The 19,939-nt window shown below is 50.9% G+C and carries 15 protein-coding genes; 6 read left to right on the top strand and 9 right to left on the bottom strand.

From position 1 onward, the window contains the following. The first annotated feature begins 3 nt into the window (after positions 1-3). Positions 4-813: a CheR family methyltransferase gene (locus LQ777_RS19310; RefSeq protein ID WP_232559577.1), complete on the top strand. Its 810-nt coding sequence runs from the start codon at positions 4-6 to the stop codon at positions 811-813. Beyond that, on the top strand, positions 795-1,385 hold the full coding sequence (locus LQ777_RS19305; protein ID WP_232559576.1) for a chemotaxis protein CheB: 591 nt from the start codon (positions 795-797) through the stop codon (positions 1,383-1,385). Before LQ777_RS19310 ends, LQ777_RS19305 begins: the two co-directional genes overlap by 19 nt. A gap of 84 nt (positions 1,386-1,469) precedes the next feature. On the opposite strand, the gene LQ777_RS19300 is transcribed toward LQ777_RS19305, so the two are convergent. The 7 genes from LQ777_RS19300 to LQ777_RS19270 all read right to left on the bottom strand — a co-directional run bounded on the left by LQ777_RS19300 (position 1,470) and on the right by LQ777_RS19270 (position 11,090). Further along, positions 1,470-3,257, bottom strand: coding sequence for a glycoside hydrolase family 9 protein (locus LQ777_RS19300; protein WP_232559575.1), 1,788 nt, complete (start codon positions 3,255-3,257; stop codon positions 1,470-1,472). A 108-nt stretch (positions 3,258-3,365) separates the two neighbouring features. After that, positions 3,366-5,531 (bottom strand): plastocyanin/azurin family copper-binding protein, encoded by a 2,166-nt coding sequence (locus LQ777_RS19295; RefSeq protein ID WP_232559574.1) that lies wholly within the window; start codon positions 5,529-5,531, stop codon positions 3,366-3,368. A 22-nt stretch (positions 5,532-5,553) separates the two neighbouring features. Next, positions 5,554-7,434: a 3-keto-alpha-glucoside-1,2-lyase-like domain-containing protein gene (locus tag LQ777_RS19290; protein WP_232559573.1), complete on the bottom strand. Its 1,881-nt coding sequence runs from the start codon at positions 7,432-7,434 to the stop codon at positions 5,554-5,556. A gap of 70 nt (positions 7,435-7,504) precedes the next feature. After that, entirely contained in the window at positions 7,505-7,849 is a 345-nt protein-coding gene (locus tag LQ777_RS19285; RefSeq protein WP_232559572.1) for a cupin domain-containing protein, read from the bottom strand. Positions 7,850-8,318: 469 nt separating this feature from the next. After that, positions 8,319-9,125: a phytanoyl-CoA dioxygenase family protein gene (locus tag LQ777_RS19280; RefSeq protein ID WP_232559571.1), complete on the bottom strand. Its 807-nt coding sequence runs from the start codon at positions 9,123-9,125 to the stop codon at positions 8,319-8,321. Positions 9,126-9,198: 73 nt separating this feature from the next. Next, positions 9,199-10,461 (bottom strand): 3-phosphoshikimate 1-carboxyvinyltransferase, encoded by a 1,263-nt coding sequence (locus tag LQ777_RS19275; protein ID WP_232559570.1) that lies wholly within the window; start codon positions 10,459-10,461, stop codon positions 9,199-9,201. 38 nt (positions 10,462-10,499) lie between these two features. Next, positions 10,500-11,090, bottom strand: a complete 591-nt coding sequence (locus LQ777_RS19270) for a hypothetical protein (protein ID WP_232559569.1) — start codon at positions 11,088-11,090, stop codon at positions 10,500-10,502. A 102-nt stretch (positions 11,091-11,192) separates the two neighbouring features. Here LQ777_RS19270 and LQ777_RS19265 point away from each other — a divergent pair, with 102 nt between their 5' ends. Continuing rightward, positions 11,193-12,260 (top strand): Ldh family oxidoreductase, encoded by a 1,068-nt coding sequence (locus tag LQ777_RS19265; protein ID WP_232559568.1) that lies wholly within the window; start codon positions 11,193-11,195, stop codon positions 12,258-12,260. Positions 12,261-12,351: 91 nt separating this feature from the next. Here LQ777_RS19265 and LQ777_RS19260 read toward each other — a convergent pair whose 3' ends face one another. Continuing rightward, positions 12,352-13,020 carry a PepSY-like domain-containing protein gene (locus LQ777_RS19260; protein WP_232559567.1) on the bottom strand — a complete coding sequence of 223 codons (669 nt, stop codon included), beginning with the start codon at positions 13,018-13,020 and terminating at the stop codon, positions 12,352-12,354. A 432-nt stretch (positions 13,021-13,452) separates the two neighbouring features. On the opposite strand from LQ777_RS19260, the gene LQ777_RS19255 reads away from it, so the two are divergent. The 3 genes from LQ777_RS19255 to LQ777_RS19245 all read left to right on the top strand — a co-directional run bounded on the left by LQ777_RS19255 (position 13,453) and on the right by LQ777_RS19245 (position 19,073). Beyond that, positions 13,453-14,958: a circularly permuted type 2 ATP-grasp protein gene (locus LQ777_RS19255; protein WP_232559566.1), complete on the top strand. Its 1,506-nt coding sequence runs from the start codon at positions 13,453-13,455 to the stop codon at positions 14,956-14,958. A 106-nt stretch (positions 14,959-15,064) separates the two neighbouring features. Continuing rightward, the gene (locus tag LQ777_RS19250; RefSeq protein ID WP_232559565.1) at positions 15,065-16,045 is read left to right on the top strand and encodes a glycosyltransferase family 2 protein; all 981 of its coding nucleotides are present in this window, start codon (positions 15,065-15,067) and stop codon (positions 16,043-16,045) included. Positions 16,046-16,160: 115 nt separating this feature from the next. Continuing rightward, the gene (locus tag LQ777_RS19245; RefSeq protein ID WP_232559564.1) at positions 16,161-19,073 is read left to right on the top strand and encodes a T9SS type B sorting domain-containing protein; all 2,913 of its coding nucleotides are present in this window, start codon (positions 16,161-16,163) and stop codon (positions 19,071-19,073) included. 86 nt (positions 19,074-19,159) lie between these two features. Here LQ777_RS19245 and LQ777_RS19240 read toward each other — a convergent pair whose 3' ends face one another. Next, entirely contained in the window at positions 19,160-19,873 is a 714-nt protein-coding gene (locus tag LQ777_RS19240; RefSeq protein WP_232559563.1) for a YebC/PmpR family DNA-binding transcriptional regulator, read from the bottom strand. Positions 19,874-19,939 lie beyond the last annotated feature (66 nt).

Here is a 19,939-nt window from a genome sequence, read left to right as displayed (position 1 = left end):
GCAATGATTGAAGAGTCTGAAATTGATTTATTAGTAAATGATCTGTATGAATTGTACGGATATGACTTTACCAACTACGCCAAAGCGTCCTTAAAACGGCGAATTGTCAGGCTTTTAATGCTGGACAAATTTCCTAGTTTCGCCGAGTTCCGTTACCGAATCCGAACAGACGCGGATTATTTGAAACGATTTGTAGAGGAAATTACCGTCACAGTCACGGAGATGTTTCGTGATCCTTCTTTTTACAAAGTGCTGCGAACCGAAGTCATTCCGACGTTAGCCACCAAACCCTTTATTCGCGTATGGCATGCCGGATGTGCAACCGGCGAAGAAGTTTTTTCTTTGGCTATTTTGCTGAAAGAGGCTAAACTCCTTCACAAATCTTTACTGTATGCTACCGATCTGAATCCGGCTGCTCTCGACAAAGCAAAAAAAGGTATTTTTCCGCTGGCTCAGATGAAGCAGTATTCGGAAAATTACATTGAATCGGGAGGTGTGCAGGATTTTTCTTCCTACTATACCGCTATGTACGGTCAGGTGAAATTTGACGAGTCGCTAGCCGAAAAAATGATTTTTTCCATTCACAATTTAGTGTCAGATCGTTCTTTCAATGAGTTTGATCTTATTCTTTGCCGGAACGTATTGATTTATTTTGACAAGGCTTTGCAAGACCGTGTTTTGAATTTGTTCGACGATAGCCTGGGGCAGCTTGGTTATCTGGCTCTAGGATCAAAAGAGACCTTGAAATTTTCGGCGCTGAAGTCTACGTTTACGCAATTGAACAAGGAAAAAATATGGCGGAAAGTAAGCTGACTATTTCTTGCAAAGCTGTCGTAATAGGCGGTTCGGCAGGTGGTCTCGATGTACTGTTAAAAGTGCTGCCTTCCTTATCGACCTCCTTCTCATTTACCGTAATTATTGTATTGCACCGGAAGAATTCTGTTGATTCGACGCTGGAAAGCTTGTTGGCCAGCAGGACAAAAATCCCAGTGAAAGAAGTTGAGGATAAGGACGGAATAAGTCCAGGAACCATTTACATTGCCCCCGCCGACTATCACCTCCTGATCGAGCCAGATTTGACGTTTTCGCTCGATGATTCCGAAAAAGTGAATTACAGCCGTCCGTCGCTTGACGTAACGTTTGAGTCTGCTGCCGATGTGTTTGGGCCAGAACTGGTTGGTATCTTGTTGTCAGGCGCTAACGCGGACGGTACGCAGGGGTTGGTAGCGGTTAAGAAAGCGGGTGGAACAACGGTTGTGCAAAAACCCGAAACCGCCCAGACTCCCTTTATGCCTCAGCAGGCTATCGCCAATGCACCTGTCGATTCTATTCTGGATATTCCGGAGTTGATTGCTTTGGTGAACTCGTTGAACAAACCCGCTTAAAACAAGTGATCTTGTGTTCGGTCGGGTTGTTTCTATGCGGTCAGGTTCTCAAACCTGACCGCACAATTTGATTAGCTTTAGAATCTAGTCGTTCGTCTTCTGCTCTTTCTGTAAAGCTTCCAGTGCAGTTGCCAGATATACCAATGGCGCGTTCCAGTTAATTGCAATTTCGTTGGATGCGTATGAACAGTCAGCGTCAATAAACACTTCATCGGCCACTGTTGACGTATATCCGGCGCATTTATCCTGCCGGGCCGCATTCGCATTCGTACCGCCCGACAAAAGCCCAGGAACGGGTTCATCGATGCCATCAGCGACGGACGGACGGTGGTGAGGATGCATTGGTGTCTTATCGCCGAAGCCGGTCACGAACGAATAACCAACCGCGTTGCGACCTAACAAATAATCCAGATTGCTCAGCGCATATCGCAAGTATTGGTTTCGCTTTGGCGAATCTGTGAACCGGTACGCTTGTAGGAGGGCAATACCCTGGTTGGCCGCTTCGGCACTGCTCCCCCAGATAAAGTCCTTCGCCGATTTTCCCATTACGGTCTGAAACGCTTGTTTATCCGCGTCCAGGATCAACGAATCTGCAAACGTTGTCAGGTGCTGTTTTACAACTGGCAACGCTTGTTTGCCTGCATCGGTCAATTCATTTCCAAAACGGGCTAGTGTGTAATAAGCCAGCGTACGCACCTGTGGCCAGGACGGCAGCGGGGTTTTGGCATCAGGGAACAGATTTACCGCTTTGTAGTAAGAGTCGTCTTTCGTGGTAACGTAAAGCTCAGCAGCTGCCCAAATCCACTCATCGCTGGAAAAATGATCTTCGTAGGAACCCGTTACAACGTCGGGGTCAAACTTAGTATTCATCTCCGATTGCTTGTAAACCGCATTCGGATTTGCTTTAGCCCAAGTCCAGGCTTTTTTCGCTGCGGTTACACAGGAATCGGCCAGGCCAGGTAGCTCACGATTGTAAGCTTTGTACACACGTCCGGCCTGCGCCATCACTGCCGCAAAGTCCAGAGCCGCCGTAATGCTTTTCTGAACGACATACCGGTCTTTAACCGCTTTGTCAGGCATAACCATTCCGTCGAAGCTAGGATTGGTCAGCTTGTGGTAAACACCACCGTCGGCGGGGTCCTGCATGGTAAGCATCCAGCGTAGGTTCCAGAGCGCTTCGTCGAGCAGGTCAGGAATTTTGTTGGTGCTCTCTGGAATGTTGGTATTCAACGACTTTGTATAGGCCGGAAAATCTTCGTAAAGCGATAGGAGCGTACCCATCGTTATACCCGAATTGACGATGTATTTGTTGTAATCTCCGGCATCGTACCATCCTCTGGGCGACGAAATCACGGCGCCCGCTGGACGGTCTGCCGATGCCGCTGATGGATGAATCAGTACACGTGTGTCGGGATGTCCGGCGGGGCGTGCCCATTTGCCGGCAAATTTGGCGGGTAGGTCGGTTGAGACGCGTTGGTAGTAAAACCCTTTCAGAGCGCCAGTGGCGACAGGCTTATGTACATCAGTCCGAATCTCAAACGGGTAGGAGTGGCCGGTTCCCGGAATAACAAGTACGTACGTTCCGGCCTTCGTGAATGACGAGAAATTGGCCGTCCGGGTTGTTTTACCCGAAATGACATTCTTACGTGGTTCGCCCAATGTACCTGTAAACAAGGTCTTTTTCAAATCAGGCGTAGCTACCTGAAAAGACCCTTGTGCTTCACCAACGACAACCGCGATTTTTGCTGCGTTCGGGTAATACCCGATTTGATTAAGCCGAATCGATTCGGATAAGGACTGACTTTGGGCCGATAGGCCCAACAGGTTTAGTGCGAGGAAGCAAAGGACCGCAGGTTTTAAACGTTTATTCATAACGAATTCAAGTTTGGTATTGGCGTTAACAGCAGTGCCACGCACAAAAATGGGCGTGGCACTAGACAGATCAAGGTACTAACTTACAGGTAATAATTAGCAGAAAGTTTATTTTACGACTTTCATTGTGCCTTGCATGACGTAGAAGTGACCCGGGACCGAACATTCGTACGTATAATCGCCCGGTTTTTCAGGAGCCGTAAAATAGATCGTCTCGTTGGTGTTCGGCTGTAGCAGATTAGTGTGGTGTAATACCTTGTCCGTCTGCGGAATGTAATTACGTTCCTGCCCTTCCAGGCCCAGTTTCATCGCCAACTCGCCAACCTGAACGGCGGTGCCCGGCATCACAACCACAAAATTGTGAAGCATGTCATCTTCGTTGTTGAAGACAACTCGAACCTTACTGCCCGCTTTTACCTGGAACTGCTCCGGTGCGAATTTGAGTCCGGGTTTGGTTCCCATCGTAATTGTATAATCCGGTTCACTCCACGAAGCAGGCATTTCAGTTACTCGTTTAGCAACGGCACTGGCGGCTGGTTTTGTTGCAGCGGGTTTCGCCGTAGCCTTTGCTTTACCTGCTGCTGACTTGCTGTTGACTGGCGGAGTCGCTGCTGTAGATGCCATCGCCATGTCCGCATGATTGTGTTTGGGAGCCGCCGTAATCGTTAGCTTTTCACCGTCAGGCAGATTATTTAGCGTGTAATAGCCGACATTGTGCAATAACGCCCGACCGTTTTCTGACCGCACACCGTTCGTCGTGATTTCGTGAATGTAACCCAACCGCAGGCTGTCAACAACCAACCGCGCTTTCATACCGTCTTTCGAGACAACGATGCCTCGAATTGGGCAACCCGCCCGGTTGATAACCGGACTACCGTAAGTCGCGTGATACTTGTAATTGAAGCCCGTAACCTTGTAAGACTCGGGATCGGCGGCTAGTTCCTGATCGACCGGAGCTGTGAACTCGATCTCGAAACCGTCGGGCATCGCGTGAATCGTTTTCATCTCAAACGGAGTCTTACCCGTCCAGACGACGCGCTGCAAACTAAACAGCTCTTTCCCCGTTGATGACCAACCCCGGCTGGTCATCCCTACGAACATGGACGCATCGTGGCCCCACACCAGCCGAAGAACGCCGGAGGAAAAGCCTTCGCGGAACGGAAACACTACACCCTGGTATTTGCCTTTCACCTTTTCAAGATCAACGCGGGATAAAATACTTTGGCCCTGATCGCCGATAAACATCTGGTTTTCAAACGGCCCGAATTTTCCTTTCGTGTTGTCGGTTAGTAAGCCCGATGTTGATATGCCTAAAATACCGTGTGGTAACCAAACCGCCGGTGCTTTCAAGGCGGGGACCCGTTTCGCTACGTCGTACAGCGGTTCGCCCGTATTGGGTACTTCGTCGGGTTTTAGTTTCAGGGGAGAGCCCGGTAGGTCGGTCCAGCGAAGGCTTTCGGCATTACCCAGGAAATCACCTTTCTCAACTTGCGAAATACGGCCCGAACCAACCCAGTCGCCCTGGTTTTCGGTGTAGAAATAATCACCCGCTGCGTTCATGCCGTAACCAGCCGGAGAACGCATACCAGCGGCAAAGGGCGTCATCTTACCGTCGGGCGTAAGTTCCAGGGTCCAGCCGCGCCAGGGGACCAGACTAACGCCATGCCCCAGGCTGTTGCTCCAGCCCACGTTTAGCGTCACGAGCATGTTGCCGTTAGGCAGAAACGTTGGTCCGTATGAATACTCGTGGTAATTACCCGATAACGGCCAGGAGTAAATCTTGTCGTACGAATCGGCCCGACCATCGCCATCGGCATCGTGCAGACGCGTTATTTCACTGCGTTGGGTTACGTAAATGTCACCGTCTTTGTAAGCGAGTCCCAGTGGCTCGTGCAGACCCGATGCAAACCGTTTGTAGGTAGGGCGTTCGGTGCCGCTTATCGATGGATTTGAAACGATCCAGACTTCACCCCGGCGGGTACAAACCGCCAGACCGCCGTCGGGCAGCGTAGCCATACCACCTACTTCCAGAATGATATCCTCGGGAACGGGCAGCGAAATGAGCTTGTAAAAATCATCTTCCTTTTCCGGATCAGCTTCTATTTTGGCCAGTCCTTTGGGAGCCGGGGCGGGTTGCTTACTGCTGGAACTAACGGGTAGACCCGTTTTGGACTGGATCTGCGCTGACGTGATGAAAGGCGTTAGAACGGCAAGGCTCGACGTGAGCAACGCCTTCAGCGCCAGTTGATTTATAGTATGAGAATACGATTTCATGATGCTATTGAAAAATAGAGCCTTACCAGATGATTGAGTACGTAACAGTTCCTGCGTTATTCTTCGCACCGATTGGTAGTAACAGCTCTTTCGTGTTTGTTGAGGTCGTACGAATAACGGGTTTCTCTTTGCCCGGTAGCTCTATAAAATATTGTTTGTCGTTGATTGCGTAGAGGCCATTACCGAGCTGGACAATGTCACTGCCTTCGGCAACGCGGCACCAGATTCCTTCCGTTGCGGGCGTCACTGTAAACGTGTGGGATAACTTCCGGCCTTCGTCGGTAGCAGCCAACGACTCGCGCACGTTTGCGGTACCTAGCGTATACTTGAAAATAGGACGACCTGCCTGATCGACATCGTAGCCTAAGTTGTTATAGGTGGCGTTGGAATCAGGCCAGACCGTATTTTTATCCGATAAAAAGGCAAGCGACGGTTTTCCCGACAGTTCAATCACGCTACCCATCGGAACCGATAGCTGCGTTTCGCCCCGACCGTGCCACATGGGTGTTGTTTCCAGAAAGTCACCCCGCCAGATTTGCAGAAATTCACCTTTCTGAAGGTCAACGCTGTAGTTCGCGTAGCCCGGCTCACCAACCGAGATTGTATGCGTGTGTTTTTTGCCGTGGTGATTCACGAAACCCCGTTGCATAACAGGGTCGCTTTTCGCCAACACCGAAATCTCGCTAACCGGATCTTCGACACGAATAATTTGGTTCAGGGTTGTATACTGAACGCCAGGCCCCTCTACGGCGAGGAGAATGTCGTTGCTACGGGCGTACCAGAGGCCAAAATTTTTGTAATACGACAGTTCAATCGGGTAATCGCCAGCTTCCAGATTGACTTTTGTCGATGCTTTACCACCGTCTTCGGTGTCGATACCGAAAATCTTTTTACCCGCAATTTTCAACTCACCGGCCCCGTTACGAACCTTTGGGTTAACTTCGGCGGGTATCCAGCGCAGATTCAGGTTGAACAGGTATTCGCCCGAACGGGGAATATGAATCGTGCCGGTTATCTTACCCGCAAAATTATCGCGGCTACCGGGAGCCTGATGCGCCAGGACATCGATGTCCATTTCCCGCTTCGGGGTAAGCGCTTTCAGCTCATCAACGGATTTGAATTTACCATCGTAGGCGCTCAACCGCAGCTTGGTCAGCGTAACCGGCTCAATACCGTATGACTTGTAATTGATGTTGCGAAGGGCAACGGGGCCGCGATCTCCCTCGATCATCAGAGGGCCAGTCGGCTTTTCGTCCTGTAAAGGAGCCCCCTGCGTTGGACCGGTTACCTCGACATTCTCATGGATGGTAACGCCGTTCTGAACTACTTTGATAAAGCGGGCATTGGCAACTTTTTCGCCTTTTTCGTTAAATCGGGGAGCCCGGAATATAATGGCGTAATGCTGCCATAGACCTGGTGCTTTGCTTACGTTCTGAGCGGGTGGGTGTCCCTCGTATCCTTTCCGACCTTCCGGACGGTTTTCGTCCCACCGTTGGGCAATCGCACCGCAGTCCGTCGATTTAGGATCTTTTACGCCCCAGCTGTCGAATAACTGTATCTCGTAACGGCCTTGCAAGAAAATGCCCGATCTAGCGCCTTTATCCATCATGAAATCCAGCTCCAGCTCCAGGTCGCCATGTTCCATTTTGGTGGCTAAATGCTCTTTACTCTTGCCCGAAAAATCATTGACGAGAATACCGCTACCTGATTTTGTGTTGCCGCCCCCGATCTTGTTGAGGTCGTAAAAAACGTCGCCAACCAGTTTCCAGTTACTGCCGGTCGGCTTAAAATCGTTTAGGTTCTGAAGGTTAATCGTAGTGTAAGGTAATTCAGGATTCTGTGCCCATGTGCTACCAGCGTAAAGCAGTAAGCACAAAAGCAAACAACAAAAAGGGCGTTGCATGATTAACGATGAAAAATGAGTAATACTAGTTAAAAAACAGGATTGGGTATTCGCGATAGAAGGTCATGGATTACACAAAATCCTCACGCATGGGCGTGAAGACGTCGATCAGTACACCAGCCTCTAAACAAACGGCTCCGTGCCGGATATCGGGTGGAATGTAGTAAACATCGCCGGTACGAAGGGTTTTGGTTTCTTCGCCGATAGTGATGGCAAAAGCACCACGTTCAACGTAACTCATCTGCGTATGCCGATGCTGATGGGGAGTACCGATGCCGCCGGTCTCGAACGCAACCTTGACCATCATCAGGTTGGCATCGTAGGTCATAATTTTACGCTTGACGCCTTCTGCCACAGACTCCCAGGAAACAGTCTGATCGTCCACAAAACGGGTCGCTAAGGGTATTTCTGTCATTGTAACAAATAGCTCCTCAAGGAAAGGTTAAACTGTACAATTTACTCTCAAAATAGAATTATTCAGCAAGTTAACGAGGTTTTTTTTCTATTCGATTAAAAACAAAAAAGCCGCTCCGAAACTTCGGGGCGGCTTTCCGCTTCTATCCACACCATTTCAAGATTGACGACCGAGCGGTCATCAAATCTTGATGTTCAACCTTCCCTTTGTAAAGGATCTTTATGCTAAAAAAGCAATGTCTTTGTAGTTTGCAAAACAGCTTGCTGCTGAATGCGATAACTAATTCACCTCACAAAATTGGTGAGTAATTTTATAATAAACGTTAATTATAGCTTAAAAATTACTTAACGTTGAAAATTATAAGCAAAAAGCGGTATTACGCCCGCCGTCCGCCAAGCTATAAACGCAACTTGTCTGCGCTGTATCGTTTAGACTAGGTTTATAACGCTTGCGTTGAGCCAGTATTGACTTATTTCAATAGTTTTTTCACATCCAGCACGTCAACGTTATTCTGTTGGGCTTTCGCCAGCACTTCGGGTGAATAGTCGGAAAGACGAACGTTTTCCTGGATATCAGCCCGCTTGAGTATATGCTGTTGCAGGTAATGATCGAGGTGTTTTCCTTTCAGGCCGTAGCTGAAAAAAAGTGATACACGCTCTCCCTGTTGTTCGCGAAACAAGAAGTCGGGTAGCCGATTCTCCAGGCCGACGTGCAAAGCTACGTTATTGAACAACTTCATGCGTCGGGCATTGCCGCTGTGCAGCGTTCGCATGTTCCAGACAACGATGTCTCCCGCGCGGGTGTCGGCAAACACATCGGCTCCATCGGCGGCCTGGTGGCTACCCGCCTTAAATCGAATGCCTCCGCTGTATTTATCGTGGTCTTGCAGGTAAATGCCAAAGCGGATGAGTGGATACGAGCCTTCCCAGTCGGACCCCTGACCGAATTGCAACCGGTCGATATTATCGCGGTGGAAGCCGCGCGTTCCGGTGCCAATCTGATACGTACTATCCGAAAAATAAACGGGGGTATCGCCCAGCAACTCGGTAGCAATAGCGACAACGCGTGGGTCGTAGATAACCCAGCCAAGCCCATCTTTACTTAATAGATCCCCTTTTACCGAAGCCGCCTGTTTTACTTGGGCGACTAAGCCTCGTTTTTGATGCTGGTCGCGATGGTGATAGGCTGCCTGGCGAAGTTCTGCTACTTCTTCGGTTGTAAATAACTGGCGAACAATAAGATAACCTTGCTGTTCGAACTGCTCCCGACGCGTCATGGCTGGTGTAAATTAGTTTAAGGTGGTTAGTCGATCAGACCGGCAAAACTACAGAGTCGGACAAGCTTTCGAATTATCCGGCTACGTTAGAACCTTCTTCGATAGCCTGAACCTGTGTAATGCGGGCCATATCTTCCCAAAAGCTGGGGTAGGATTTAGCCACAACCCCTGGTTCTTCAATCACAACTTCCCGACGCATCGCTACGGGGGCGAAGGCCATCGCCATTCGATGATCGTCGTACGTTTCGATGCTGGGTAAAGTCGCCGACTGATTGCCGAGCGGTCTAACCTCATAACGATGATTCGACTCAATTTCGACTAGTTCAGCCCCAATTTTTTGCAGTTCAGCCTGCAAAGCGGCTACGCGGTCGGTTTCTTTGATTTTAAGGCTTTCGATACCAGTCAACGTCAAAATCACGCCTTTCATGGCTGCACAAACGGCTACTGTCTGGGCTAAGTCAGGGCAATGCGTAAAATCCCACGATAAAGCGGTTGCTGCCGGTTGTTTGGTCAGCCGAACGCCTGTATCGGTGAACGTGCTTCCAACGCCTAAAGGACGCATGATATCCACAATTGCGCTGTCGCCCTGCAAGGATTTCGCTTTCAAACCTAATAGCTCCAGTTCACTGGTTTCGTCCTGCGCCAGAGCCGCAATGCTGTACCAATAACTCGCTCCCGACCAGTCTGACTCGATGGCGTATGGTTTGGGGGTGTACGGTTTAGGCTTCACCGTGATGGTTTTGGCTTCCCAGTCGGCTTGGAGGTCAGCGCCAAAATATACCATTTGCTCCAACGTCATCTCAATGTAGGGTCGTGAACCGATGGCACCGGTCAATTCCAGCGTTAGGCCGTTGGGCAGCGTGGGAGCTACCATGAGCAACGCCGAAATATACTGACTGCTGACATCGCCCCGGATGCTTACTTTTGCTTCCGCAGAAGGGGTAAAGCCATTGATCTGTAATGGCGGATAGCCGTCGTTTTTTACATATGTGATGTCGGCCCCGAGCGTCCGTAGCGCATCCACGAGAATACCAATCGGACGTTCGCACATGCGCGGTGTACCCGTCATTATCTTCTGCTGACCTGTCACCGCAAAATAGGCTGTCAGAAAACGCATGGTCGTTCCGGCGTCGAGCACGTCGGCGGTAGTGTCATCTGACTTGAGCAGACGAATCATGGTTTGCGTATCCCGCGCGGTCGAAAGATTACGCAACTCGCACTGAAAATCGGTTAGTGCGTCGATGATCAGGGCGCGATTGCTTTCGCTCTTCGACGAAGCCAGCGGAATAGTAGCCCGGACGGGGCCGGTAGGGGTTGTAAGTTTGACGGCGTTCATTGCCGCAAAGATACACCATACGAGATCGTTACGCCAACTTAATAGGTTCGCAACACCTTCAGTCGGTGGTTTTTGTTGATCCGGACGTGCGGGTTACTCATCCAGTGGAACAAAAGTCCGCTTAAAATAAAGGCACCCGTAACAGGAAGTACGTTAGCATTCAACTGACGGTTGTTGACGACATCCGCGATCAGGTAGACACCACCAGCCAATGGGAAAATCGTCCCGGCAGCCGTAATGAATGGTATCCGCCGATGCAGCATAACTTTTTCCACCTCATCGAGCCGAAAGGTTACGGGTTCGTCCCGATTCATTACTTCATTAGCCATCAGGATCGTGAACGTACTATCCGTAACAGCATACAACTCCTCCCGAAATTTTTCGCCCCTTGCTTTGAAATGAAACTCGTCGCCTTCAAAAAAACGATACCTACGGAAACCGCCGAGGCTATGATTGGCATCCAGCGCCAGATAGCGGGAAGGACGGATAAGGGCTGAATAAGCCGTTCCCCTCCGCTGGAGAAGCTGCTCTGTTGTCAGTGTGTCGGTGGGCTGTGCGACAGAAAAATAACCTGAGAATAGCGCGATAAGAAAGACAAAAATGGAGCGGTGGGCGTTGCGTGACTTCATGTGCATGAAAATGGCGTTGTCTGATATAACGCAAAACATACCGATTTGGCCCAAATTTTAGCGAAGTTTAACCGGTTCGCCCAGTGTTCACTAATTTGCGGCATGATTACAGCCAATCAACTTCGTTCCTTCACGGAACAAATCTTTGTCGCCATCGGCTGCTCGGAAGCGGATGCTCGCCTGGCCGCTGATGTACTGGTAAGTGCTGACCTGCGTGGTGTCGACTCGCACGGTGTGGCCCGACTGCCGGGCTACGTTCGGCTTTATGATAACGGACGAATCAATCCCCAGCCTCACATTCGGATTGTTCACGAAACACCATCGACTGCTGTTGTAGACGGTGACCGGGGGCTTGGTCTGATCGTTGGGCCGTGGGCTATGCAGGTGGCTATCGAAAAAGCGCGCATTGCCGGAACGGGTTGGGTCGCCGTGCGTAACTCGAATCACTTTGGCATAGCGGGCTACCATGCCCTGTTAGCCGCTGACCATGACATGATTGGGCAAGCTATGACCCACGCGGCTCCGCTGGTTGCGCCGACATTTTCGCTGGATAAACTGTTGGGTACCAATCCGATTGCGGTGGCTATCCCGGCGGCAACAGAACCAACTTTTTTAGCCGATTTTGCGTCAACGGCGGTTGCTTACGGTAAGCTGGAAATCCTACAGCGAAAAGGGCAGGATATTCCGCTGGGCTGGGCGCAGAACAGCGAAGGGCAACCGACAACCGATGCCAACGCCATTCGCAACGGCGGGGCCTTATTGCCACTTGGCACAGACCGCGAACACGGCAGCCACAAAGGGTACGGACTAGGAGCCGTTGTCGATATTTTTTCGGGGGTGCTGTCCGGAGCTAATTATGGTCCCTGGGTTCCTCCCTTTGCAACGGCTGGTTTTATGCAGGCGAACGAAGGGGTCGGGCAGGGGACTGGTCATTTCTTCGGCGCTATGCGCATCGACGCTTTCCGACCTGCCGATGAGTTTAAAGCGCACATGGATACCTGGATACAACGTTTCCGGCAGGCAAAAGCCGTTGAAGGTCAGCGCGTATTGATTCCTGGCGATCCGGAGCGAATGATGGAAGCCGAGCGACTTGCTAACGGAATTCCGGTGCTGGAACCCGTTATCAAAAGTCTGGAAGAGTTAGGCGAACGGTTCGGTGTTCGTCTGTAGCTGAGTATGAGATTTTGATTCAATAAGCGATACGCCATATCTTGAAGACATGGCGTATCGTTGTGGATAATTCCAACGAAAACCTAGGCGGTTATTTACCGGTAACGGCCTTCTTGAAGGCGCCGTCTGAGCCGAACAACAGCATCACACGCTTACTGTCGGCGGTTTTAACCAATACGACATAATCATTACTCTTTTTGTCCTGAGCGGCTTTTTCGATCGTTACTCCGGCATAATTGGTCGTGATATAAGTCGTAATAGCAGCGGGCAAACTCGATGCATTAATCACCGTTACGGCTGGGCCTTGACCGGGTCTGTTGTGACGAACCGAATCGCCAGGTGCTGGTTTAGGGTGATGCGTCGAATCGCCGGGAGCGTGTTTAGGACGATGCGCTGAGTCGCCACGAGCGTGTCCCCCTTTGCCGTCAAATTCCTTGTCGAAAGAGCCATCCGCTTTAAAGGCCAGTAGCTTTACAGTGCTGTTCACCGTAATCATAACCAGGTAGCTACCTTCGGCGTTTTTCTTGGCTTCTTTGACGGTAGCTCCGGCATAATTTGCACTAATGTACGTTGTAATCGTAGCGGGAAGACTCGATACGTCTACGGTCGTCAGACTGCGAGGTCCGGCTGTCGTAGAACTAGGACCCGATCCCGAACGGGCAGAGGCAGTGGTCGTAGACGGGTCTACCGAGTTGCGGTTGCAGGCGTTCAGACTTAATACGATAGCGGCAACGCAACTAAAAGCAAGCAGGGTTTTCATAAAAATAGGGTTGGTTTTGTTAGTTGATTAACAGACCTGAGAGCCAGCAACGGACCTTTCTGCTAATTCTATTGCCGATACGCGCTATGTATTTCTACTGTTGCATTACCCTTAAAAAATGTTAAAAAAGCCCCAAAGAACGTATCTGAAGGCTGGCTAGATTAAAACAGGCTGAAACAATTGACCGTAAAAATCACTATTGACTCTACGGCACTTGTTCATTCTCTTGTACGCTCGAGCGTCACTCGTTGCTCAGTACATAGAAAAATACATAGGGGTGAGGCTGTGATTCTTTTATCAGGTTAACAAATAGAAATGTCCAGCAGGGTAAGCCTGTCTGTATTTTCTGTCTTTTCCGGTGTCGTATTTGTACAATAGCATTTAAACTACTCATCTATTTTGTCCTTTCGGTAAACGGCAATATATTGTTCCATGAAACAAAAATCCACCGCAAAATTTCAATCGCAGACAATGAACGGTATGACTCAGTCGCAGGGTCAGCCAACAGCTAATTTCACCTTTGAGGATTACCAGACCGAGAGCTTTTTCGATGAAATGTTTGACGGCCAGTCCCAGGTTCGGGCGGGCTGCGCTCCTTTTCAGCAGCGCGTCGAACAGCTAAGCCGCGAGGATATTGTTGGCCGTCAACACGCGGCTGAGCGTGCTTTGATGAGCATGGGCATCACCTTCAATGTGTATTCAGAAGGAGAAGGTACAGAACGTATTATGCCCATCGATATCATTCCGCGCGTAATCGAATCGGCTGAATGGAATAAGCTGGAAGCCGGATTAATTCAGCGGATCAAGGCGCTGAATATGTTTCTTGATGATGTTTATAACGAACAACGAATCCTGAACGACGGCGTTGTACCGCGCGATCTGATCGAATCCAGTCAGTCCTTTCTGCAACCTTGCCTGGGTGTTCGTCCGCCGAAAGGAATCTGGTGCCATATTACCGGAACAGACCTTATTCGGGGCGATGACGGCGAGTTTATGGTGCTGGAAGATAACCTGCGTTGTCCATCGGGCGTATCGTACATGCTCGAAAATCGGGAGCTTTCGAAGCAAACGTTCCCCGAAGTGTTGACGCAGACCGGTGTTCGGCCTGTTTCGGATTATCCGATGCGGTTGCTCCAGATGCTTCAGTACATTGCCGACCGACCCAACCCCACGGTTGTTGTCCTGACGCCGGGTATTTACAATTCGGCTTACTTCGAGCATTCTTATCTGGCTCAGCAAATGGGCGTCGAGCTGGTAGAAGCGCGTGATCTGGTGGTATCAGGTGGCTACGTCAAGATGCGGACTACCAAAGGGTTCCAGATTGTTGATGTAATTTACCGGCGTATCGACGACACCTTTCTGGACCCGCAAGCGTTTAATCCTGATTCGATGATCGGCGTACCGGGTATCTTTGAGGTGTACAAAAAGGGTCGCGTAGCACTGGCGAATGCACCCGGCACGGGCGTTGCTGACGATAAAGTTATTTATGCTTACGTCCCCCGGATCATTCAATATTATCTGGGCGAGGAGCCGATCATTCCAAACGTCAAAACCTATATATGTCGGGAGGAGGAAGACTGCAAATACGTACTGGAAAACATTGAACAGCTGGTTGTAAAGGAAGCAAACGAAGCCGGTGGTTACGGGATGCTTATTGGCCCTAAAGCGACTCCTGAAGAGCACGAACTGTTCAGAAAGAAGATTCAGGACAACCCTCGAAACTACATTGCGCAACCAACCATTTCGCTCTCGCGGGTGCCGTGTATCGTTGGCGACCGTGCCGAGGGACGCCACGTTGACCTGCGCCCATACATCCTGTATGGCGATGGTGTCAACGTAATTCCGGGTGGTCTCACACGGGTAGCTTTACGCAAAGGTTCACTCGTCGTTAATTCCTCGCAGGGTGGGGGAGGCAAAGACACCTGGGTATTGTACTAAGCTGATCAAGCTGAAAAGCGAGTAGGGTGAAGAGAGAGGACCACATCCTTGCTTTTCACCCTACTCGCTTTTCGCCTATCTTTATGGCTCGCTAATTCAACAGGTCTTGCTCGATTTAAGTATTGTCATCGTCAATTATAAAACGCCGGAACTGATTCTGAACTGTCTGGCTTCGATTTACACCCACACCAAAAATGTCGAATTTGAGGTTATCATTGTTGATAATCAGTCGGGAGATGACAGTCAAAGCCGTATACAGGCGCATTATCCAGTGGTACGCTGGTTCGATATGGGTTATAATTCGGGTTTTGCGCGGGCAAATAATTACGGAATTGGTCAGGCAAAGGCGCGAAACGTTTTGCTCTTGAACTCGGATACGTTATTGATGGACAACGTACTGGCCCGTTGTGTAGGGGTCTTGGACAAACAATCAGATGTAGCCGCCGTAAGTGTCCTGCAACGCGGAGCCGACCGGCAGCTTCGCCCTAACCTGTACACGACTTTCGGCCAGATGCGACGGGCGTTTTACATCCTGCCTGCCGGAGCGTCGTTTCAGAATTGGCTTCAGCGGCTTATTCCCGACCCTCACTTTACGGACCCCAATCAGGTAGAATGGCTTTCCGGGGCTTTCCTCATGACACGCCTTTCCACGATTGCCCGCGCTGGCGGACTAGACGAAAACTTTTTCATGTATGGTGAGGACGTTGAGTGGGGCTATCGGTTAGGAAAACAAGGGAGGCTCCTGCTGCTTCAGGACGCCAGTTTTGTTCACCTCGAATACGGCAGCAGCGACAATAATCAACAACATGTGGTAACGCACATCAACCGGTTCAAACCGCAAATTCAGGTGTCGCAATTATTGTGGGTCCGCAAGCAATATGGTGTAGGAGCCTACCTCGTACTGATTCTTCACTATGTGTTCATGATTCCCGTTGTTTTCGCCTGGAAAGTTGCCGTCAATCTACGCGACCGGCGTTCGCCCTGGTCGGATTTAACGAACCAGCGGGCGTTTGCTCAGCAAGTCGGTATATTCCTACGATTTTTCTGGAAAACCCTTTTCAATCAACGCGGCTTTTATAAAGTGTGACCCGATGCTGGCGTAGAAAAAAAATACGCTTGTGCAGTAGAACGGGCATTTTCTGCGTATAAAAGAAATATACTTTTATGACGAGAATTCGTTGTAAATGAAATGCGATAACTCTATGCGTTTAATTTATACAATTGGGCTGATTGCCTTCTCTATTGGGGCCATTTTGTGGCCAACTGTCAGTCAGGCTACGCACGTGCGGGCTGGCGAAATCACTACCCGACGATTACCCGGAGCTTCCCTGACGTATGAAATAACGCTAACGACTTATTTTGATGAAGTAACGGGTAAAGCAGCCGCCGATGATGCCGGCTCGTACATCTTCTGCTTCGGCGACGGAACCCAGGCGGACGTAAGGCGAGCGGCTCGTCGCTACATCAACGGACGTACCTCATCCGTTAATACCTACATTACCACGCATACCTATGCGGGGCCAGCCACCTATACCATTGGGGTACAAATCGCGAACCGAAACAAAGGAACTGTAAACCTACCCCCGCCGGGCAGCTCTGACCAGCTTACCTTTTACGTGTCGACAACCATTCTGATTAACGCAGCCTTACAGGTCAACTCGACACCGGTGATGCTAAACCCACCACTGGATTCGGCGCGCGTTGGTCAGAAATTCTGCCACAATCCAGCCGCTTTCGACGCCGATGGTGACAGCTTGGCATATCGGCTCAGCAGACCTCAGGAAGGAATTGCAAACAGCTGCCGTAGCCGCTTTATTCCTGCTTATCTAGATCCTGCCAGTAATTTCAGTACGGCTAAAGAAGACGGTAGTTCACCACCTACCTTTAGCATCGACCCCCGAACGGGTGATTTGTGCTGGGATTCTCCCGGCCAAGCGGGGCAATTCAACTTTGCCTTTATTATCGAAGAATGGCGTAACGGCGTAAAGATCGGGGAGATCACGCGCGACATGCAGATTATTGTCATTGACCAGCCCAACAAACGCCCTCTGATTGTAGGAACGGAAATCTGCGTGGAAGCCGGTACCTTGATTCAGCAGGCCATCACGGCCACCGACCCCGACGGACAGCGGGTTATTATTACTGGTTATGGAGGACCGCTCAATGTCAACAACGATGGCTTGCCATTACCAGTCGATCTACGCATTCCGCCCGAATTTGCCCGGCTGGTCAATGGAGGGGTGGCTCAAGCTCAACCCGCTACAGCGACCTTTACTTGGCAAACCAACTGCAATCAGGCCCGAGCCGAGCCCTACGACATTACCCTCAAAGTCAACGACGTGCCCGGACGCGGGGCTGTTTCGCTGGTCTCCTTCGCCACCCTGCGCATCCGGCTCTACGCCCCTTCGGTCAAAAACCTCACCGCCCGGCCCACCGCTACCACTGCCGGACGAGCCATCCAGCTCAACTGGAGTGCCTACAGCTGCGGGCGTGTGACAGCCCTCGGCGCGGGTAATGACACCACTCAACTCGTCATCTACCGCAAAGAAGGCTGTACACCCATCACTCCACAGCAGTGTGTGACGGGCTTGGCCCCCAGCTTTGGCTACCAGGAAATCGCCCGCATACCGTACACCGCTACCAGCTACATCGACACCAGTGCCTTACGTCGGGGAGTAAGCTACTCCTACCGCATCGTGGCCCGCAACCCCGGCATCGGCAACAACGGCGGCTTTAGCGTGGTCTCCACCGAAGCCTGTCTGGAACTGCCCCTGCTGGCACCGGTCATGACTCGAGTCACCGTTGACAGCACCGACACCCAACGAGGCCAAATCACCGTCCGCTGGACCCGCCCGCTGGGCCTGCAACCGGGCGATCTGGGCGCTCCTTACCAGTACCGCTTGCAGCGGGCCACTGGCTTGACAGGTACTGACTTTGTGACCGTAGCCACCATTAACACCAATCTGCAAGCGGGGCTGGCTGACACGGTCTACGTGGACAAAGGCAGCTCGACGAGCGCGCTGAACACGACGGCCAACGCCTACCGCTACCGGGTAGAGTTTTACTACACGGCTCCGGGCGGTGGGTTGACGCGGCTGGATGTGACCGAGGGCGCTTCGAGTGTGCGGCTGTCGGCGGCTCCGGCTCAGCGTCAGGTCACCTTGAGCTGGCAGGCGAGTGTACCCTGGAGCAATGACAATCAGGTGCATGATGTGTACCGGAGTCGGTCAGGCCCTAACGGTCCTTTCAACAAGATTGCCGAGGTGCGCGTTACTGGAGCGCAGAGCTATAACTTCACCGACACGGGTACGGATACGTATCTGGTAGACGGCAATACGAGTCGGGTGTTGTCCGCTGACAGCAGCTACTGCTATCGCGTGATGACACGAGGGGCGTATGCCGACCCCAAGCTGGCTGGCATCCGATTCATCGAGAACTACAGCCAGATTCTCTGCGCCACGCCCACTGACACGACCAGGCCTTGCCCTCCCCAGCTAGGGCTGGATAGTCTGAACTGCGCCAGCCTGAGCCCCGAAAGTCTGTGCAACCAGACCAGCTTTACCAACAAACTGCGCTGGACACCCACTACTGGTCCTACTTGTGACCCCAACGTGGTAGGTTACAAGCTCTACTACGGTCGCTATGAGCAGGACACCCCCGCTGAGTTAGTGAGCATCCCCGCCCCGACAACCAGCTTCGAGCACAGCAGCTTGAGTACCGTAGCGGGTTGTTACTACGTGACGGCGGTGAGCCGCTCGGGGGTAGAGAGTTTACCCTCGAACCGGGTGTGCAATGATGCGTGTCCGTTGTTTGTGTTGCCCAATGTGTTCACGCCTAACGGCGACGGCAAGAACGATGTATTCGCGGCCTTGAGTTGCCCCCGGTTTGTGGAGAGCGTCGCCCTGGTGGTTTACAACCGGAATGGCAGCAAGGTCTACGAAGGCAGTAATACCAGCCTAGCCTGGAATGGCAAGTCGAGTGACGGTACGGACCTGCCGAGCGGGTTGTACTACTATCAGGTGAGTGTGCGGTATGCGGTGCTGGACCGTGCTGCACCGGCTCAGGTCCTGAAAGGTTGGGTACAAATCCTGCGCGAAGGCGTCAGTATGCGATAGATTCCATTTTAGTCCCTACAAATCAAACGGCCTGCGTGAGTTATCACGCAGGCCGTTTGATTTTATCTGAGTAAATCGTCGCTGTATTATTTCATGTTGTGATAAACCACCTGTACATCGTCATCTTCTTCGATGCGTTCGATGAGTTTTTCAACATCGGCAACTTCTTCGTCGGTCAGTTCTTTGTAATCGTTTGGAATCCGTTCGAATTCAGCCTGTTTGATCTCAAACCCTTTTTCTTCCAAAAATTTCTGGATCGCACCAAAAGCGGTGAACTCACCGTAGATAACAAATTGGTTTGTTTCTTCGTCAAATTCAATTTCGTCGCCCCCCACGTCAATGAGTTCCAGTTCGAGTTCTTCCTGATCGACGCCTTCTGCCGGAATCCGGAAAACAGACTTACGATCAAAGAGAAAGTCAAGCATTCCTTGAGTACCCAGGCTACCACCCAGTTTATTTAGGTAGCTGCGCACGTTAGCTACGGTGCGGTTGTGGTTGTCGGTCGCCGTTTCGATGACGAGCGCGATGCCATGAGGTGCATACGCTTCATACACGATTTCTTTATAATCCTCCTGCTCCTTCGACGAAGCCTTTTTGATGGCACGGTCTACGTTTTCTTTCGGCATGTTTGCCGCTTTCGCATTCTGGATAATGGCCCGCAGACGACCGTTGGTATCTGGATCAGGACCAGCACTTTTAACGGCGATTACGATATCTTTTCCGATGCGGGTGAAGGTCTTCGCCATCTGACCCCACCGCTTCATTTTACGCGCCTTTCGGTATTCAAACGCTCTTCCCATTGTTGATTGATAGTTTATGAGTTTATGGTTTCAACACTGCGGTCTGTTGGTTTTCCAATTGGTCAA

This window comes from Spirosoma oryzicola (assembly GCF_021233055.1).
Lineage (GTDB): Bacteria > Bacteroidota > Bacteroidia > Cytophagales > Spirosomataceae > Spirosoma > Spirosoma oryzicola.
Note: the sequence above shows the minus strand (reverse complement) of the source record. Positions and strands in the feature narration are given on the sequence as shown.

Coding starts and splice junctions, on each gene's coding strand:
- LQ777_RS19310 (WP_232559577.1), top strand. CDS start 4: ATGATTGAAGAGTCTGAAATTGATTTATTAGTAAATGATCTGTATGAA.
- LQ777_RS19305 (WP_232559576.1), top strand. CDS start 795: ATGGCGGAAAGTAAGCTGACTATTTCTTGCAAAGCTGTCGTAATAGGC.
- LQ777_RS19300 (WP_232559575.1), bottom strand. CDS start 3,257: ATGAATAAACGTTTAAAACCTGCGGTCCTTTGCTTCCTCGCACTAAAC.
- LQ777_RS19295 (WP_232559574.1), bottom strand. CDS start 5,531: ATGAAATCGTATTCTCATACTATAAATCAACTGGCGCTGAAGGCGTTG.
- LQ777_RS19290 (WP_232559573.1), bottom strand. CDS start 7,434: ATGCAACGCCCTTTTTGTTGTTTGCTTTTGTGCTTACTGCTTTACGCT.
- LQ777_RS19285 (WP_232559572.1), bottom strand. CDS start 7,849: ATGACAGAAATACCCTTAGCGACCCGTTTTGTGGACGATCAGACTGTT.
- LQ777_RS19280 (WP_232559571.1), bottom strand. CDS start 9,125: ATGACGCGTCGGGAGCAGTTCGAACAGCAAGGTTATCTTATTGTTCGC.
- LQ777_RS19275 (WP_232559570.1), bottom strand. CDS start 10,461: ATGAACGCCGTCAAACTTACAACCCCTACCGGCCCCGTCCGGGCTACT.
- LQ777_RS19270 (WP_232559569.1), bottom strand. CDS start 11,090: ATGAAGTCACGCAACGCCCACCGCTCCATTTTTGTCTTTCTTATCGCG.
- LQ777_RS19265 (WP_232559568.1), top strand. CDS start 11,193: ATGATTACAGCCAATCAACTTCGTTCCTTCACGGAACAAATCTTTGTC.
- LQ777_RS19260 (WP_232559567.1), bottom strand. CDS start 13,020: ATGAAAACCCTGCTTGCTTTTAGTTGCGTTGCCGCTATCGTATTAAGT.
- LQ777_RS19255 (WP_232559566.1), top strand. CDS start 13,453: ATGAAACAAAAATCCACCGCAAAATTTCAATCGCAGACAATGAACGGT.
- LQ777_RS19245 (WP_232559564.1), top strand. CDS start 16,161: ATGCGTTTAATTTATACAATTGGGCTGATTGCCTTCTCTATTGGGGCC.
- LQ777_RS19240 (WP_232559563.1), bottom strand. CDS start 19,873: ATGGGAAGAGCGTTTGAATACCGAAAGGCGCGTAAAATGAAGCGGTGG.